At 64.3% G+C, this 13,125-nt stretch carries 18 protein-coding genes; 6 read left to right on the forward strand and 12 right to left on the reverse strand.

Going from position 1 to position 13,125, the window contains the following annotated elements:
* Positions 1–441, forward strand: a complete 441-nt coding sequence (locus NA5_RS05005; RefSeq protein WP_371856369.1) for a winged helix-turn-helix transcriptional regulator — start codon at positions 1–3, stop codon at positions 439–441.
* A 39-nt stretch (positions 442–480) separates the two neighbouring features.
* Here the strand turns inward: NA5_RS05005 and NA5_RS05010 are convergent, their stop codons facing one another.
* Both NA5_RS05010 and NA5_RS05015 read right to left on the reverse strand, forming a co-directional pair.
* Positions 481–1,113, reverse strand: a complete 633-nt coding sequence (locus tag NA5_RS05010) for a 2'-5' RNA ligase family protein (protein WP_062982303.1) — start codon at positions 1,111–1,113, stop codon at positions 481–483.
* On the reverse strand, positions 1,110–2,447 hold the full coding sequence (locus NA5_RS05015) for an NsdA family TPR-like regulatory protein (RefSeq protein ID WP_062982305.1): 1,338 nt from the start codon (positions 2,445–2,447) through the stop codon (positions 1,110–1,112). Before NA5_RS05015 ends, NA5_RS05010 begins: the two co-directional genes overlap by 4 nt.
* A gap of 244 nt (positions 2,448–2,691) precedes the next feature.
* Here NA5_RS05015 and NA5_RS40135 point away from each other — a divergent pair, with 244 nt between their 5' ends.
* From NA5_RS40135 to NA5_RS05035, 4 genes are read left to right on the forward strand one after another with little or no spacing between them, the layout of a single operon-like run.
* Positions 2,692–2,907, forward strand: coding sequence for a hypothetical protein (locus NA5_RS40135; protein ID WP_157110222.1), 216 nt, complete (start codon positions 2,692–2,694; stop codon positions 2,905–2,907).
* A 5-nt stretch (positions 2,908–2,912) separates the two neighbouring features.
* On the forward strand, positions 2,913–3,128 hold the full coding sequence (locus NA5_RS05025; protein ID WP_157110223.1) for a hypothetical protein: 216 nt from the start codon (positions 2,913–2,915) through the stop codon (positions 3,126–3,128).
* 38 nt (positions 3,129–3,166) lie between these two features.
* Positions 3,167–3,802, forward strand: a complete 636-nt coding sequence (locus NA5_RS05030; RefSeq protein WP_157110224.1) for a hypothetical protein — start codon at positions 3,167–3,169, stop codon at positions 3,800–3,802.
* A 20-nt stretch (positions 3,803–3,822) separates the two neighbouring features.
* Positions 3,823–3,999, forward strand: coding sequence for a hypothetical protein (locus tag NA5_RS05035; RefSeq protein WP_245672095.1), 177 nt, complete (start codon positions 3,823–3,825; stop codon positions 3,997–3,999).
* A gap of 170 nt (positions 4,000–4,169) precedes the next feature.
* Here NA5_RS05035 and NA5_RS05040 read toward each other — a convergent pair whose 3' ends face one another.
* On the reverse strand, positions 4,170–5,636 hold the full coding sequence (locus tag NA5_RS05040) for an MDR family MFS transporter (protein WP_062982319.1): 1,467 nt from the start codon (positions 5,634–5,636) through the stop codon (positions 4,170–4,172).
* A gap of 321 nt (positions 5,637–5,957) precedes the next feature.
* Entirely contained in the window at positions 5,958–6,128 is a 171-nt protein-coding gene (locus tag NA5_RS05045) for a hypothetical protein (RefSeq protein ID WP_062982450.1), read from the reverse strand.
* A 158-nt stretch (positions 6,129–6,286) separates the two neighbouring features.
* Here NA5_RS05045 and NA5_RS05050 point away from each other — a divergent pair, with 158 nt between their 5' ends.
* On the forward strand, positions 6,287–7,090 hold the full coding sequence (locus NA5_RS05050) for a hypothetical protein (RefSeq protein WP_062982321.1): 804 nt from the start codon (positions 6,287–6,289) through the stop codon (positions 7,088–7,090).
* Here the strand turns inward: NA5_RS05050 and NA5_RS05055 are convergent, their stop codons facing one another.
* From NA5_RS05055 to NA5_RS05090, 8 genes are all read right to left on the reverse strand, one after another.
* A complete protein-coding gene (locus tag NA5_RS05055) occupies positions 7,091–8,059 on the reverse strand; it encodes a glycine betaine ABC transporter substrate-binding protein (protein ID WP_062982323.1) in 969 nt (322 codons plus the stop codon).
* Positions 8,056–8,793, reverse strand: a complete 738-nt coding sequence (locus NA5_RS05060; RefSeq protein WP_157110225.1) for an ABC transporter permease — start codon at positions 8,791–8,793, stop codon at positions 8,056–8,058. Before NA5_RS05060 ends, NA5_RS05055 begins: the two co-directional genes overlap by 4 nt.
* Positions 8,790–10,061 (reverse strand): ATP-binding cassette domain-containing protein, encoded by a 1,272-nt coding sequence (locus NA5_RS05065; RefSeq protein ID WP_062982327.1) that lies wholly within the window; start codon positions 10,059–10,061, stop codon positions 8,790–8,792. The genes NA5_RS05060 and NA5_RS05065 overlap by 4 nt, the downstream gene beginning before the upstream one ends.
* Positions 10,058–10,702, reverse strand: coding sequence for an ABC transporter permease (locus NA5_RS05070; RefSeq protein WP_062982329.1), 645 nt, complete (start codon positions 10,700–10,702; stop codon positions 10,058–10,060). Before NA5_RS05070 ends, NA5_RS05065 begins: the two co-directional genes overlap by 4 nt.
* A gap of 252 nt (positions 10,703–10,954) precedes the next feature.
* Entirely contained in the window at positions 10,955–11,500 is a 546-nt protein-coding gene (locus tag NA5_RS05075) for a DUF8020 domain-containing protein (protein ID WP_062982452.1), read from the reverse strand.
* 219 nt (positions 11,501–11,719) lie between these two features.
* Complete coding sequence (locus tag NA5_RS05080) at positions 11,720–12,124, reverse strand: DUF3618 domain-containing protein (RefSeq protein WP_062982331.1); 405 nt, start codon at positions 12,122–12,124, stop codon at positions 11,720–11,722.
* A gap of 2 nt (positions 12,125–12,126) precedes the next feature.
* On the reverse strand, positions 12,127–12,549 hold the full coding sequence (locus tag NA5_RS05085) for a phage holin family protein (protein ID WP_062982333.1): 423 nt from the start codon (positions 12,547–12,549) through the stop codon (positions 12,127–12,129).
* A gap of 118 nt (positions 12,550–12,667) precedes the next feature.
* The gene (locus NA5_RS05090; RefSeq protein ID WP_062982335.1) at positions 12,668–13,087 is read right to left on the reverse strand and encodes a MarR family transcriptional regulator; all 420 of its coding nucleotides are present in this window, start codon (positions 13,085–13,087) and stop codon (positions 12,668–12,670) included.
* Positions 13,088–13,125 lie beyond the last annotated feature (38 nt).

Here is a 13,125-nt window from a genome sequence, read left to right on the forward strand (position 1 = left end):
TTGGCCCACCCGGGCACCTCGCCGGCCAGTTGGCTCGCCACACCCCAGCTGCAAACAGACGCCGCCGGATGCGGGTCGGATGAGCCGGCACGCCGACAGGCCCTGCAGATCCTCCCTCTGATCGGCGACAAGTGGAGCATCTTGGTCATCGGCCAGCTCCGCGATCGGACCCTGCGCTTCGGCGAACTGCACCGCGCAGTCATCGGCATCTCACAGCGCATGCTCACCCTGACCCTGCGGCAACTCGAACGCGACGGCCTACTCAGCCGCACTGCCTATCCCACCGTCCCGGCACGCGTCGACTACGCCCTCACCCAACTCGGCACGACACTGCTGGATTCTGTTGTGGCTCTCGCCGAGTGGGCCAACACGCACCGACATGAAATAAACGACAACCGGTGCCGCTACGACGCCACCCACCCACCACGAACACAGACCTGAACCGCCACCGATCCACAGGAATTGACAATTCCTCCGCGCTCACATCCTAGCCTTGTTGGGGCCCAGTGGAATTCGCGCAACCACCTGCCAGGAGTATGAGTGCTCACGACGTTCTAGAGCGACCATCACAACCTCCGAGATCGCAACAGCTACGCTCTCGACCGTCGCATCTATCGTCTGTGCGGTCGCGGCTGCCTTCGGCGATAGCCCTTCGAAAATCGGATAGGCGATAGTGACGTGCGGTGCGGAAGAAGAGTCCTTCACCGGTGGATCGGAGAAGACGGATAACGTTGCCGCACGCAACGTTTCGCGGAGGCTGCGCACATATTCGGCGGGCGAGACTACGAAGCCAATCGCACCACGAAGATTAGTAAGCCGCTCGAATGTCAGTGTGAATGGCGCCTGATCGCTGCAGACACTGTGTGCAACTGCTACAACCGAGGCGAGTTGCTCCGGCGTACTTGCGCCGTCGTAGGCGATTCTGTCCAGAGTGAGATGGAGGCCATCGACGGGAGTCGGATCGAAGTACGCCGTATCTATCACATGTTGGCATTGTTTGGTCAGCGCATGGAGTTCCGATGCATGTTCGAAGGTCAGGAACCAGTAGTGGCCAAGCGGGCCGACGCGGCCCTGACGATATTGCAGGCGCGGGCTATCCATGTTGCTCGTCACCGCTCTTGCATCCCGCTCGCCAATGCATCCTGCACAGTCCGAAGTTGTGACGTATTGCCCCACCGAGCAGCGGCATCTCGCACAAACTCCGAGCCCCGGTGTTGAACTTGCAGCATGAGCTTTCCCCGCGTTGGATTGAGCGCTTCGTGCATGATAGCCACTGCTGCGTCCAGATCAGCGTCCTCGCTGAGGACGTGTGAACGCGCGACGTCGATCATCACAAGCGAACGGCCCCACGGCGAATTGGCGTCGCTCATCTCAGACAAGGCAAGGCCAGCGTAGTGCTCGACCCGGTCTGGTTTCGCCAACGACAGGTAGGCCGTGGCCGCATTACCAGCGATCTGCGCCGGACTGTAGCTCTCCAGCGAAATGCTGGATGGGACTCCGGCGGGTGCATCGGTTCCTGGCAGTAGTTCGTATGCCTCTTCGACCGCGCGGTTCACACCCTCGACGTCGCCGAGCTTGCCCCTGGCGCGAGCAACACCGTTGATCGCCAAGCGAACACTTTGCGGCCCCGCCGCAGTGCGCGCCAGCCCGTCCTCCGCATAGTGCAGCGCCTTGTCGAATCGCCCCGCATAGTATTCGCAGAAGCTTTGCAGGCCGCGTGCCCATGCCGCCAGATTGCGGTCCTGAGCGTAGTCGCCGAGCTGGTAGGACTCCTGGCAGTAGCCCCGAGCGAGTGAGAAGCCGGCACAGCCGACCGCAATGTAACCGAGCAGGCCCGAGGTCATGCTGGCGATCCCGAACAGCTGACTCCGCTGCGCTGGATGACCGCACTCGCCGATGAGTTCGTCGAGCCAGGCACGTTGTTTTCTGAGCGGCGCAACCAGTTCGGACGGATCAAGCGTTTCGTACCGCGCAATGCTCAGGTACGTGCTGCCGTGCAGCTGCTCGATGACATCGGGATCGACTGTCCGGCTGAGCTTTTGGATTCGGCTGAGCACCGTGAGTAGCTCGTCGGTTACGCCCTGATCGAGAGGTGTCGTCGCCTTGGTTTCGCTGACGTCGACGTCGAGTGAAGCGGCTGCGACAGGCGTTGTCTCCGCTGACCGATCGTCACCCGTCGCCCGATGCCGATCTCGCCACGCCGGTTCGCCTTCCGCCACGATTTGGTCGAACCTTGCCCGATCGTCAGCGGAGGCACGCTGCTGGTAGGTCGTATCCAGGATCGCCTGAGTATTCGAGCGTGGAGTGACGGCGCTCAGGCCACTGCGCCAGTTGTTGATCGTGGTGGTCTCGACGCCGAGGAGAGCGGCGTACTCGCGGATCGATTTACGCATCGCCTCTTGCAATGCAGCTGCCTCGAAGCCGGTCCATTCCCGCCCTCGTACCATCGCCTCTACCTACGTTTCGACCGCCTGACCTGGGCAAACACCTACGGTACGCCTACAGTACCCCACAACCGCGCAGTGCCGCCCGAAACCGCCTGTGGGCCAAGGTCGAAAGCGGTACCCAGTACCGGGCCGACGCCGAAACCGCCCCCGGCGCACTGGCCCGCCAGAGTGGCAGGCCGGTGGCGAAAGCCCCCGGTGCCGGGTACCGCCTGACCTTGCTGGCCTATTGCACCGGAAAGAAGCGATGCCCACCAATTCCCTTGCCATGTACCAACTCATCGCCCTGTGCGACGCTGGTGCCCATATGGCACCGATGCTGCCGTTCACGGTTGCCCAAGCGCACGAGATAATGCAGATCCACGTTGCTTGCCGAGCGAAGCAGTGCCCGCGCAAGGCTGCCGCGCAACAGATCCTGGTCGCCGCTGGCCGGATCGTGCCTGCCGCACACAAACCACGGTGATGGTGGTGACGACGCACCAGCGGCATACCCCGTCGCCGCACCGAATTCGCCACATCCACATCGAATCCGGCGCTCTCACATTGGACTACCAAGCCAGCGCCGAACAAGTCCAAAACGTGGCCGACGAACTGGCCCAAGCGTTTCCGGAATTCGTGGTGACGGTCGACGACGACGTGCACATCGATCTGCCGCCCTTGCCGTGCGGCGAACTCTGGGACTAACGACCGACCGACCATCGAATATCAGTCGTCTGCGAAATGTGAAGGGACGCTTCACTGTGCCATCGGACCATCAATCACGAGACTATTTTGTTTTCGGGCTCTCGCCAGACAGATCGGCGTTGTTTTCAGCCCCACCGGTTGAGGCTCAGCCCGACCAGCCGCTACCCGATGCCGGATCGTTCCTTCGGGTATTCACGGGCGTGGACGAACCGACAACCGTCTTGATGCGTTGCGCCCATCAGTACATGGGGATTTGGCGCTACGTCTACGAGCACGGCCGCAACACGGGCGCCCCGGCCGACGAGCACCTATCACTGCTGACCTGGCTGATCGACCGCGAAGCGGGTGGGCACGTCAGCGGGATCACGGTCGACGACGGTGCACCGACGAAGCCGTCGTCGTACGGCGAGATGGTGGCCTGGCTAGCGTGGAAGTACTCGCTGGTAGCGCTGCGGCAGGACCAATCCGCCCACGCCGAACATGATGCGGCGGAACTGAATCGGCAGATCGAAGCGCTTGACAAGCTGGTTGCCGATGTTCGCGCTGGGCGGGTGAAATTGCCGAAGACAGCGAGGGATGGGTATCCACCGAAAGTAATTCAGTCGGACGGATCGGTCGCCGAGGACAGTGACGCACCAAAGGCGAGTAATCCTCACGACCGGGCAAATCGGTGATGGCAGATCCGTTCAGCCACATGACATTCGTTCATGCTGACGGCGTGCTGGCCGAGTATATGTGCCAGGTACACCTGATGGAGCTCACCCCTGAGCGCGCTCGGCAGCTCCTCGAAATCCACCGCTACCACCACCCGGACGACTGCATCGTGCATGCGGAGGCAGCGTATCTGCTTGTGTGCGAGGACGAATCCTGAACGATGCCGCCACTGCTCGTTGCTATGGCACTCGTCCATGCCGGAACGCGGCCGATGGATCGGATTGTCGAAGCGTAATGGACTAGGGCCGTTACTATTTCAGTTCGAGCGGGCGTTGAGACACCAAACCCCCGGCTCGCAAATGCGGCCAGGGGTTCGGCGTACCGAATTCAGCTCTTGACCAATTCGGGCACCGGGGTGTCGAGTTCGTCGGCCTCCTCCGGACCGGCGGCCGCCCGGCTGGGCAGGAGCACTGCCATGGCGATCACGATCAGTGCCAGGGCTGCGGAGACCAGGAAGGCCAGGCGCATGCCGTCGAGATGGGCGGTGACGGGGTCGGTGCCGTCGGCGACGAGTCCGGTGCTGCGGGCCGACATCACCGTTACCACCAGGGCGGTGCCGAAGGCTGCTGCGACCTGCTGCAGGGTGCCGAGCATCGAGCTGCCGTGCGAGTACAGGTGCTGCGGAAGCGCGCCGAGCCCGAGGGTGAAGACCGGGGTGAAAGCGGCGGCCAGCGACACCATCAACAGGATATGCAGCGCCAACAGCTGCCAGTACGGCATGGACATCGAGATCTGGGTGAATCCGGCCAGTGCCGCGGCGATCCCGACCGATCCGGGAATGACCAGGACGCGCCCACCGAACCGATCGAACAGGCGGCCGACGGTCGGTCCGAGCAGCCCCATCGCGAGCCCACCCGGCATCACCAGCAGGCCGGTCTGCAGGGGGCTCAGGCCACGCAGGTTCTGCAGATACAGCGGCAGCAGGATCATCGAGCCGAGCATCGCCATGAACGCGATCGACATCAGCACCAGTGCCTTCGCGTAGGTGCCGGACAGCAGGACCCGCAAATCCAGCAGCGGGGTGCCCGTGCGCTGCAGGCGCAGCTGACGGAAGACGAATACGGCGATGAGCGCCGAACCCGCGGCGACGATCAGGGCCGGGCTGGTGTAGTTGTCGCTTTCGAACCGGCTGAGCCCGAATACCAGCCCACCGAACCCGAGCGCGGCGAACACCACGCTGGACCAGTCGATCGCCCCCGCTTGCGGCTCACCGACATTCTCCAGTCGACGCAGACCCAGCCAGGTGACAATCGCCGTGATCGGCAGCACCAGCACGAAAAGCCAACGCCACGAAGCGATCTGCAACACCAGCCCGGATACCACCGGGCCGAGGGCGGGCGCCACCGAAATGGCCAGGGTGACATTGCCCATCACCCGACCGCGGTCCTGTTCGGGCACGACGGTCATCAGTGTGGTCATCAGCAGCGGCATCATTACTGCGGTGCCGCCCGCCTGAATGATCCGCCCGAGCAGCAGCACCGCGAACGACGGCGCGACGGCCGACAGCGCGGTACCGGCCAGGAAGACGCCCATCGCCACGGCATAGGCCCGTCTGGTCGATACCCGCTGCAGGAACCAGCCGGTGGTCGGGATGACGGCGGCCATCGTCAACATGAACGCGGTGGACACCCACTGCGCCGCCCGCTCGGTGACCTCGAGGTCGGCCATCAGCCGCGGGATCGCGTTGATCATGATGGTCTCGTTCAGGATCACCACGAAGGTCGCGAGTACCAGCACCCGGATGACGGTCGGCGTCCGCCCTCCTGAGGCGGGGGCGGAAAGTTCGGCTGACATCGGGTGTACCTCCAGTGTGTCTCGACAGGATCAGTGTGGCGCGTTGCCGATTGATCGGATCGCGTCACAGTGGTTGAGACGGGACCAGCGGCTCGAATTCATCGGCACGCGCCAGTATTACGGTCGGCACCGACAAGTTCGGCCGCTCGTCCACCCATCGACAGAGCTGTACACGCTACTCGGCGGCGGGCACATGGCCGGGCTCGCCGCCTATCGCCCCCCGAACCGCTGGTCGGCGCTACTGCATCGATCAGCGCAAATCAGATCATGTGGGATTCTTCCAGGCCCATCCGCGCCCGGCCCCCTCCGGTGCGCCGGGCATCACCAGCGGTACCAGCGACCGCGAGTCCCCGCGGAATCGGCGGACCGGAAAACAAAGCCGAGTGCCCAGAGCACCAGGACCGCGATCGCGACCCACCACAAAGCTTTCACCGCGAACCCCACGCCGAACAAGATCAGCGCAAGCAACAGAACAAGCAACAGAGCAACCATTTTGTTCTCACCTCCTGCCGCTCGCATACCCGGCAACCAGCGCGAATAACGGATACCACCGATCGGCTCGATGGGTTCCGTCCTGGGATCCGACGCGTGTTCGCACCGCTTCGGGAAACATCCGATTCGCGGCGCCTTCATCAAGTACGGTCAGCCCCATGTCCGAGGACTGTGTGGAGCGAGCCGAAGTAGCGCAATCCAACACCTACAGCTGGAAGATCGTGGGCAGCGGTCCCAGCGGGGATTCCGTGGTCGACTCCGGTGACGGGGAATTCGGAATTCCCGATGACTGCACCGGCCGCACGTGTACCAACCACGTCGAGGTCGGCACCGCGGTGTTCGACCGGGTCGTCGCGGACATCATCATCGAGTACCGAAACGCGGTGCTCGACGCCCGCCTCGAAGACGAACCCGATCCGGACCCGCCGCTGCACCGGGTCACCATGCAGGTCTGTGACGGCAACGGCGTCGAAATGCTCTCGGCGACAGCCGCATTGACCTATCCGGTCGTCACCGTGGCGGATACCGAAACCTACCGTAAGCAAGTGGCGTTGGCCGAGAAGCGGGAGCGGCGACGACGGGAGCGTCGCGATAAAGCCATTGCCGCGGGAACCTGTGCGCCACGGTCGGGACCGGCCGACCCCCGACTGGCCGGACTCATCCTCAACCTGCGCGTCGAAGCCGACACCGTGCGCGAGGAAGTCCCGGATGCCGACCACTGCCGAGAACAATTGGCTTTGGCCCAGAACACCGTGCAGGCGGCAACCGAAGCAGCGGCCCGCGCACAAATAAACGGGACGCGAGCCGAGTTCGAACATGCCCACGCCTTCATCCACCGTTGGACACCGCGGATAAACCGCTGGGCCGCATTCCTCGAATTGACCACCGAGGCCTACGCCGACGCGGACGCCGTCGACGCCCTCGCCGACCGCATCAGCCTGCAACCCCCGCCCAAGGAGTAACTACTCGATCAACTTCTCACTTTTCAGCCAGTCGTAGGCGACGTCGGCGGGGTCCTCACCGTCGATATCGACGCGGCCGTTGAGCTCCTGCATCAGCTCATCGGTGAGGTGTTCGGAAATCGTGCCGAGCAGGGCGCGCAACTGCGGGTAGCGGTCGAGGACGGCACCGCGCACCACTGCGGTGCCGCTGTAGGGCAGGAAGTACTTCTTGTCGTCGTCGAGGACGACCAGATTCAGGTTCTTGACCCGGCCGTCGGTGGTGTAGATCATGCCGAAATTGCACGGCGCGCCCTTGGCCGTCGCCGTGTAGACGATACCGGCGTCCATGCGCGTCACATTGCCGGGCGGAACGCCGTTCGGGTCGTTGTAGGGAATCCCGTACTTCTGCAGCATCGGAATGAAACCGTCGGAGCGGCTGAAGAATTCGTCGTCGACGCAGAAGGTCCGGTCGGGCACCGGGAGCGCGGCCACGTCGGACAGCGACTTCACCTGTAGGCGTTCGGAATTCGGCGTCGACGTGCCGAAGGCGTACGTGTCATTGAAATTTGCTGGTGGCAACCACTCCAGGTCGTGATCGCGCTTCTCGATGTCGTGGACCCGCTGCCAGAGTTCTTTCGGATCCGAGATCGTCTCTGTCTGGTTGTGGTAGTTGACCCAACCGGTGCCGGTGTACTCCCACAGCACATCGGCGTCACCGTTGAGCTGGGCCTGTCGAGACGATGCGGACCCCGGCGCTCCGGTCAGATCGGTGACGTGGGCTCCGGCAGCGGCCAGGTAGGTCGCGGTGATCTTGCCGAGCAGTACGCCCTCGGTGAAGCTCTTCGAGGTGACGACCAGCTTCGCACCGTCCAGCGGCCGCTCGCCGTCGGGCAGCCGCGCGTCGTGGAATGTCCCGGACGAGCTCACCAGACCGCACCCGGCGAGCAGCGCCGTCGTCGCCATGAGCGCCGAAACGAGTTGCGATTTCATGAGACACCCCGCGGTGTCGCGGCAAGTTCGACGAGTCTGCCGAGCCAGTCGATGATCAATGCGAGCAGCCCGACGAGGATCGCGCCGGAAATGAGCAGCTTGGGCAGGAACAGGGTGACTCCGGTGGTGATCAGCGTGCCGAGGCTGGTCGCGCCGATGAAGGTGCTCAGCGTCGCGGTGCCGACCAGAATGACCAGCGCGGTGCGCACACCGTTGAGGATCACCGGCTCCGCGAGCGGAAGTTCGACCTGGAACAGCGTCCGCGTGCCCGAGAAGCCGATGCCCCGCGCGGCCTCGATCGTGCGTTGATCCACCTGCCGCAACCCGACGATCGTGTTCTGCAGGATCGGCAGAATCGCGTACACGACGAGACCGACTATCGCCGTGCGGAATCCGGTGCCCAGCCAGAAGGTGAACAAGACGAGCAGACCCACCGCGGGCGCGGCCTGACCGATATTCGCGATATTGACGGCGATGGGCTCGAACCGCCGCAACGCCGGACGGGTCAGCGCGATGCCGAGCGGAATCGCGACCACGACCACGATCACGGTGGCGACCACGGTCAGCTTGATGTGGGCGAGAATCGTGGTCTGCAGATTGGCCCAACCGAGGGAGGCCCGCTCCGTCGCCGTAAAAGTCGTCGAGCGATACCAGATGACATATCCGATGGCGATGACGCCGATGACGAGCGGTTCGAACCATACGTCGATCGGGATGCGTCGCAGGCGATTCACGACTGCCCGGCCGATCCGGGCTCGTCTTCGGCGGCGACCACTGGTGTCGGCGCCGGATCGGTCCCGTCGACGTATGTCTCGTACGACAGGTCCTCGCCATCGCCGGTCCCCTCGGCGAGTTTGGCCCGAATCACCTCGGTCACCGAGTTGATGCTGAGCGAACCGACGACCGCGCCGCGGCCGTCGGTGACGAGCGCGGCGCCTTGGCTGGTCGCGAGCATGGCGTCGAGCGCGTCATTGAGGGTCGAAGATCGTGCGACGACGGGCAAGCGCCGATCGAGGAAGTCGGAAACCTCCGGTTTGGTCGCCACCTCCGTGAGCGAGGGCCACGATCGCGGCCGCCCGGCCTCGTCGACGACGACGATCCAAGTGTGTCCGTCAGCCTTCGCGCGTTCGATCACCCCCTGCGCCGACTCCCCCACCCGCGCGGTGATCACCTTGTCGTAGGCGACATCACGCACCCGGGACACGGTCAGATACGCGAGCTTCGCTCCGGAGCCGACGAACTCCTCCACGAACGGCGTGGCCGGATCAGTGAGGATCTCCTCCGGGCGCGCGTACTGCTCGACGTGTCCGCCTTCGGACAGGATGAGCACCTTGTCACCGAGCTTGGTGGCCTCCTCGAAGTCGTGCGTGACGATCACGATGGTCTTACCGAGTTCGTGCTGGATGGCGATCAGACTGTCCTGCAGGCGAACCCGGGTGATCGGATCGACCGCGCCGAACGGCTCGTCCATCAGCAGCACCGGCGGATCGGCCGCGAGCGCGCGGGCGACGCCGACGCGCTGCTGCTGTCCGCCGGACATATCCTTGGGCAGCCGGTCGGCGAAGGTGCCCGGGTCCAGACCGACCAGATCCAGCAGATACTCGGTGCGTTCGGCGATCCGCTTCGTGTCCCAGCCGAGCACCCGTGGAATAGCGCCGACATTCTTGGCGACCGACCAGTGCGGGAAGAGCCCACCGGACTGGATGACATACCCGATCGACTGCCGCAGCTTGTCCGGATCTTCCCTGGTGACATCGCGACCGCCGATGAAGATCCGGCCCTCCGTTGGCTCGATCAGCCGGTTGATCATCTTGAGTGTGGTGGTCTTGCCGCAACCGGACGGGCCGACGAAGGCAACGATATCGCCCGCAGCTATTTCCAGGTCTAGGCGCTCGACCGCCGGTTTCTGCTGGCCCTTGTAACGCTTGACAACCGAGTCCAGCGTGATGGACGCACCGGTGACATTGCGCTCCGGCGCGGGCTGGCTGGTCACATCGGTCATGACAGTCCCTTTGCGATCGTGAGGCGTCCGAGCAGGACTAGCAGCGCGTCGAACACCAACGCGATGAGGATGATGAGAATGGTTCCGGTCAGTGCCATTTCGAGCGCGTTCGCGCCGCCGAGTCGCGAAAGACCGTTGAAGATCAGCGATCCGAGGCCGGGTCCGAGGACATAGGCGACGATGGCGGCGACGCCGACGATCATCTGGGTGGACACCCTGATACCGGTGAGGATCACCGGCCAGGCAATCGGCAATTCGACGGTCAGCAGAATGCGCCATCGCGAAAAGCCGATGCCGCGTGCGGATTCCACGACGGCGGCGGGCACCGACCGCAAGCCGACGATCGCATTGCCGATCACCGGCAATGCCGCGAAGAACGCCAGCATGAGGAACGACGGGACCACGCCGAGTCCGAACGGGACCAATAGCAGCGCCAGTAGCGCGAGCGAGGGAATGGTCAACGCGACGCGGCTCGAGGTCAGCGATAGCGCGGACATCAGCGGCAGCCGATAGACCGCCACCGCGATGAGAACAGCGACGACAGTCCCGACCAGCACCGTCTGAAATGCCAGGGAGGCATGCTGATACGTCAGAAACGCCAGAGTCTCTCCGCGTCCTCGGATGTAGCTCCACAAATGCATGGGATTCCCATCGTCAGCCGAAGACCGGGCAGTACCTATCTGGGCGAAGTAACCAGACTCGCGAATTGTCAAAGACTAAACGAAACCGTCGCCCGGTGCCGGACGGCGCGCGGCGAGAAATGGCTCACAGCATCAGCGAGCCTACCGTGCGAGGAATACGTGATGTCGAAAGCGGGCTGACAGACGCGAGTCCCTGTGTGCCACCACAGTTCGGTAGTGGCACACAGGGACTCGAAAAGTTTGCGCTCCGGATCAGGGGGTGGAGTAGCCGATCAGCGCGCCGATTCCGGCACCGATCGGGACGGTGACGAGGGCACCGACGCCACCGAGGAAGAAGCCGATCACCGCACCGATCCCCGCGCCGATGAGCGCGCCGATTCCGGCGTTGTACTGCTTGCGGGCGATGGTGTCGGAGGCCTCATCGATAGCCTGCGCGGTCCGCGTGGTGTCGGATTGCGGTGTGAGGGTGAGGGTTCGGCCGTCGTTGGCGATCTCGGGCGTGAGGGCGACGGTCCCGGCCGCCGTCTGCAGCCCCAAAGGTATCGAGGTCACCGCATTGCCCGCGGCGTCGGTGAGGGTGATCGAAAGAGCATCAGCGGCCATGGAGAACCGTCCGGCCTCGACGGTGGTGCTGACTCCTCGGCGGTCCGCTGTCGGTGCGGTGATGAAGTTGATGCCGTGATCGGTTGCCTGCACGGTGGTGTCGGTTGCTACCGGCTGGGCCTGCACAGCGCCCGCGGTAATGCCGGTCGCACCGATCGCGAGCAGGGCGGTGGCGGCGAACTTGGTGGCACTCATGGTTTTCCCCACATTCATCGGCTGTCGCGCGCCGACACGTGCCGCAAAGCCCGTGCCGGGCCACGTGATTCAGTCGACCACATCTGTGATCGAAAGGTAATAGTACCGTCCAGGAGCAACCCCCGGCGGTCTACAACCGGGCAAGTGGGTGTGCCGAACACGTTGCCGCCCAACATCTCCGGCGGTGAAAGGTGTCAGCCGATGGTGCGGGGCCGCAGGTCACCGACGATTACGACGTCGCCGTGGTAGCCGCATTTGTGGCCCGGTGTGCCTGCGTCGGCCACGCAGTATCAGCCAGGTCACCAAGGCCGCGATCACGGCGGTGACCGCGGCGGCGGCGGGCGCCGGGCGACTGCGCGTCACGGCCGCGAACTGGACGGCGCGGTCTTGGGTTGCGGCGCTGGCTTTCTCCCGCTTCTCCCGCACGGCTTCGGCCGCATGATGAACCTTCGCGCGGGCGCTGTCGACGGTCTGATGCAGTTCCGCCTCGGCCCTACCCTTCACATCGAGCTTGCCGGTCAGTTCCGCCACGGTCTGTCCCAGCTCTTGTCTGGTCAGGTCGCGGTCGGCGCGCAGCAGTTCGGCATCGGGCGATCCGACTGAGCGGTTGCTCTCATCACTCATCGCTATCCTCCGATCTTGATCGCATGGATGTCTCGCCGTACGCCGGTGATCGCCTCCTCCGGGACCGGCGGGACCGCCTTCTGCAGGTCCTTCTTGCCGATCAGCGCCAAGACACCACCGACGAGCAGCAGTACCACCCCGACGATCAGCGCGGCGGCCCAGCCGGACAGCGGGCCCGCGAGGGCGATGATCGCCGCGGCGATGACGGCGGCGGCGCCGTAGCAGGCCGTCAGCGCCCCGGCACCGGTCACAACCGCGCCGCGACCAAGACGTCTGCCCTTGCTTTGCACCTCGAGTTCGGCGAGCTTGATCTCGTCCCGGATCAGGTGGGCCATTTGCTCGGTCGCATCGTTGACGAGCTCGATAACCGACCGTGTCTCCGTGGGCGACGTTTCGATAGACGACCCAGTGGGTGTTTCGGTCATGGCGATTCCTAGGTGTTCGGGAAAAAGCTCCAGATACGACCGAGTTGGCCCGCTTTGCGACTTTCAAACCCCCGACGCCCCCTCGCCTCGGGAGACACCACTGTGAACTCGGCCAGATTCAGCGGCTCTCGGCGAGAGCGGTCACGGAATCGGTGAGGAGAGCGACGAGCCTCGCGCGGTTTGCACGAGGCACCCGGGCACCCAGCTCGGCCGTGAGGGCGGCGCGGAAGTCCTCGCGGATAGCGGCGCCCTGTTCGGTCAAGACCGCTCGGGCGATGCGCCGATCATCGGGATCGGTCTCTCGGGCGACGACACCGCGCCGCGCCAGGCGATCCACCATGCCCGTCACATTCGTCTTGTCGCAGCCGAGCAATCCCGCCAGCTCCCCGAACGACGGTCGACGGCCGGATAGCAGGCAGAGCAATTCAACCTGTTGCACGGTGAGCCCGAACCTGCGCGATATGACGCCGTACAGAGCGCCCACCTCGCGATACAACGCGGCGAAGGCAGTGGCTAGATCCGAATCATCCGCGGTCATGGCAAATAGTTTAGCTGATGGATAGTTGACAGCATGGA

Source organism: Nocardia anaemiae NBRC 100462, from assembly GCF_001612725.1.
GTDB classification, from domain to species: Bacteria; Actinomycetota; Actinomycetes; order Mycobacteriales; family Mycobacteriaceae; genus Nocardia; species Nocardia anaemiae.

Bases quoted from the DNA above. Each gene is read 5' to 3' on its own strand.
- NA5_RS05015 (WP_062982305.1), bottom strand. From the start codon at position 2,447: ATGGTACGAGGGCGGGAATGGACCGGCTTCGAGGCAGCTGCATTGCAA.
- NA5_RS40135 (WP_157110222.1), top strand. From the start codon at position 2,692: ATGCCCACCAATTCCCTTGCCATGTACCAACTCATCGCCCTGTGCGAC.
- NA5_RS05035 (WP_245672095.1), top strand. From the start codon at position 3,823: ATGACATTCGTTCATGCTGACGGCGTGCTGGCCGAGTATATGTGCCAG.
- NA5_RS05040 (WP_062982319.1), bottom strand. From the start codon at position 5,636: ATGTCAGCCGAACTTTCCGCCCCCGCCTCAGGAGGGCGGACGCCGACC.
- NA5_RS05045 (WP_062982450.1), bottom strand. From the start codon at position 6,128: ATGGTTGCTCTGTTGCTTGTTCTGTTGCTTGCGCTGATCTTGTTCGGC.
- NA5_RS05050 (WP_062982321.1), top strand. From the start codon at position 6,287: ATGTCCGAGGACTGTGTGGAGCGAGCCGAAGTAGCGCAATCCAACACC.
- NA5_RS05055 (WP_062982323.1), bottom strand. From the start codon at position 8,059: ATGAAATCGCAACTCGTTTCGGCGCTCATGGCGACGACGGCGCTGCTC.
- NA5_RS05065 (WP_062982327.1), bottom strand. From the start codon at position 10,061: ATGACCGATGTGACCAGCCAGCCCGCGCCGGAGCGCAATGTCACCGGT.
- NA5_RS05070 (WP_062982329.1), bottom strand. From the start codon at position 10,702: ATGCATTTGTGGAGCTACATCCGAGGACGCGGAGAGACTCTGGCGTTT.
- NA5_RS05075 (WP_062982452.1), bottom strand. From the start codon at position 11,500: ATGAGTGCCACCAAGTTCGCCGCCACCGCCCTGCTCGCGATCGGTGCG.
- NA5_RS05080 (WP_062982331.1), bottom strand. From the start codon at position 12,124: ATGAGTGATGAGAGCAACCGCTCAGTCGGATCGCCCGATGCCGAACTG.
- NA5_RS05085 (WP_062982333.1), bottom strand. From the start codon at position 12,549: ATGACCGAAACACCCACTGGGTCGTCTATCGAAACGTCGCCCACGGAG.
- NA5_RS05090 (WP_062982335.1), bottom strand. From the start codon at position 13,087: ATGACCGCGGATGATTCGGATCTAGCCACTGCCTTCGCCGCGTTGTAT.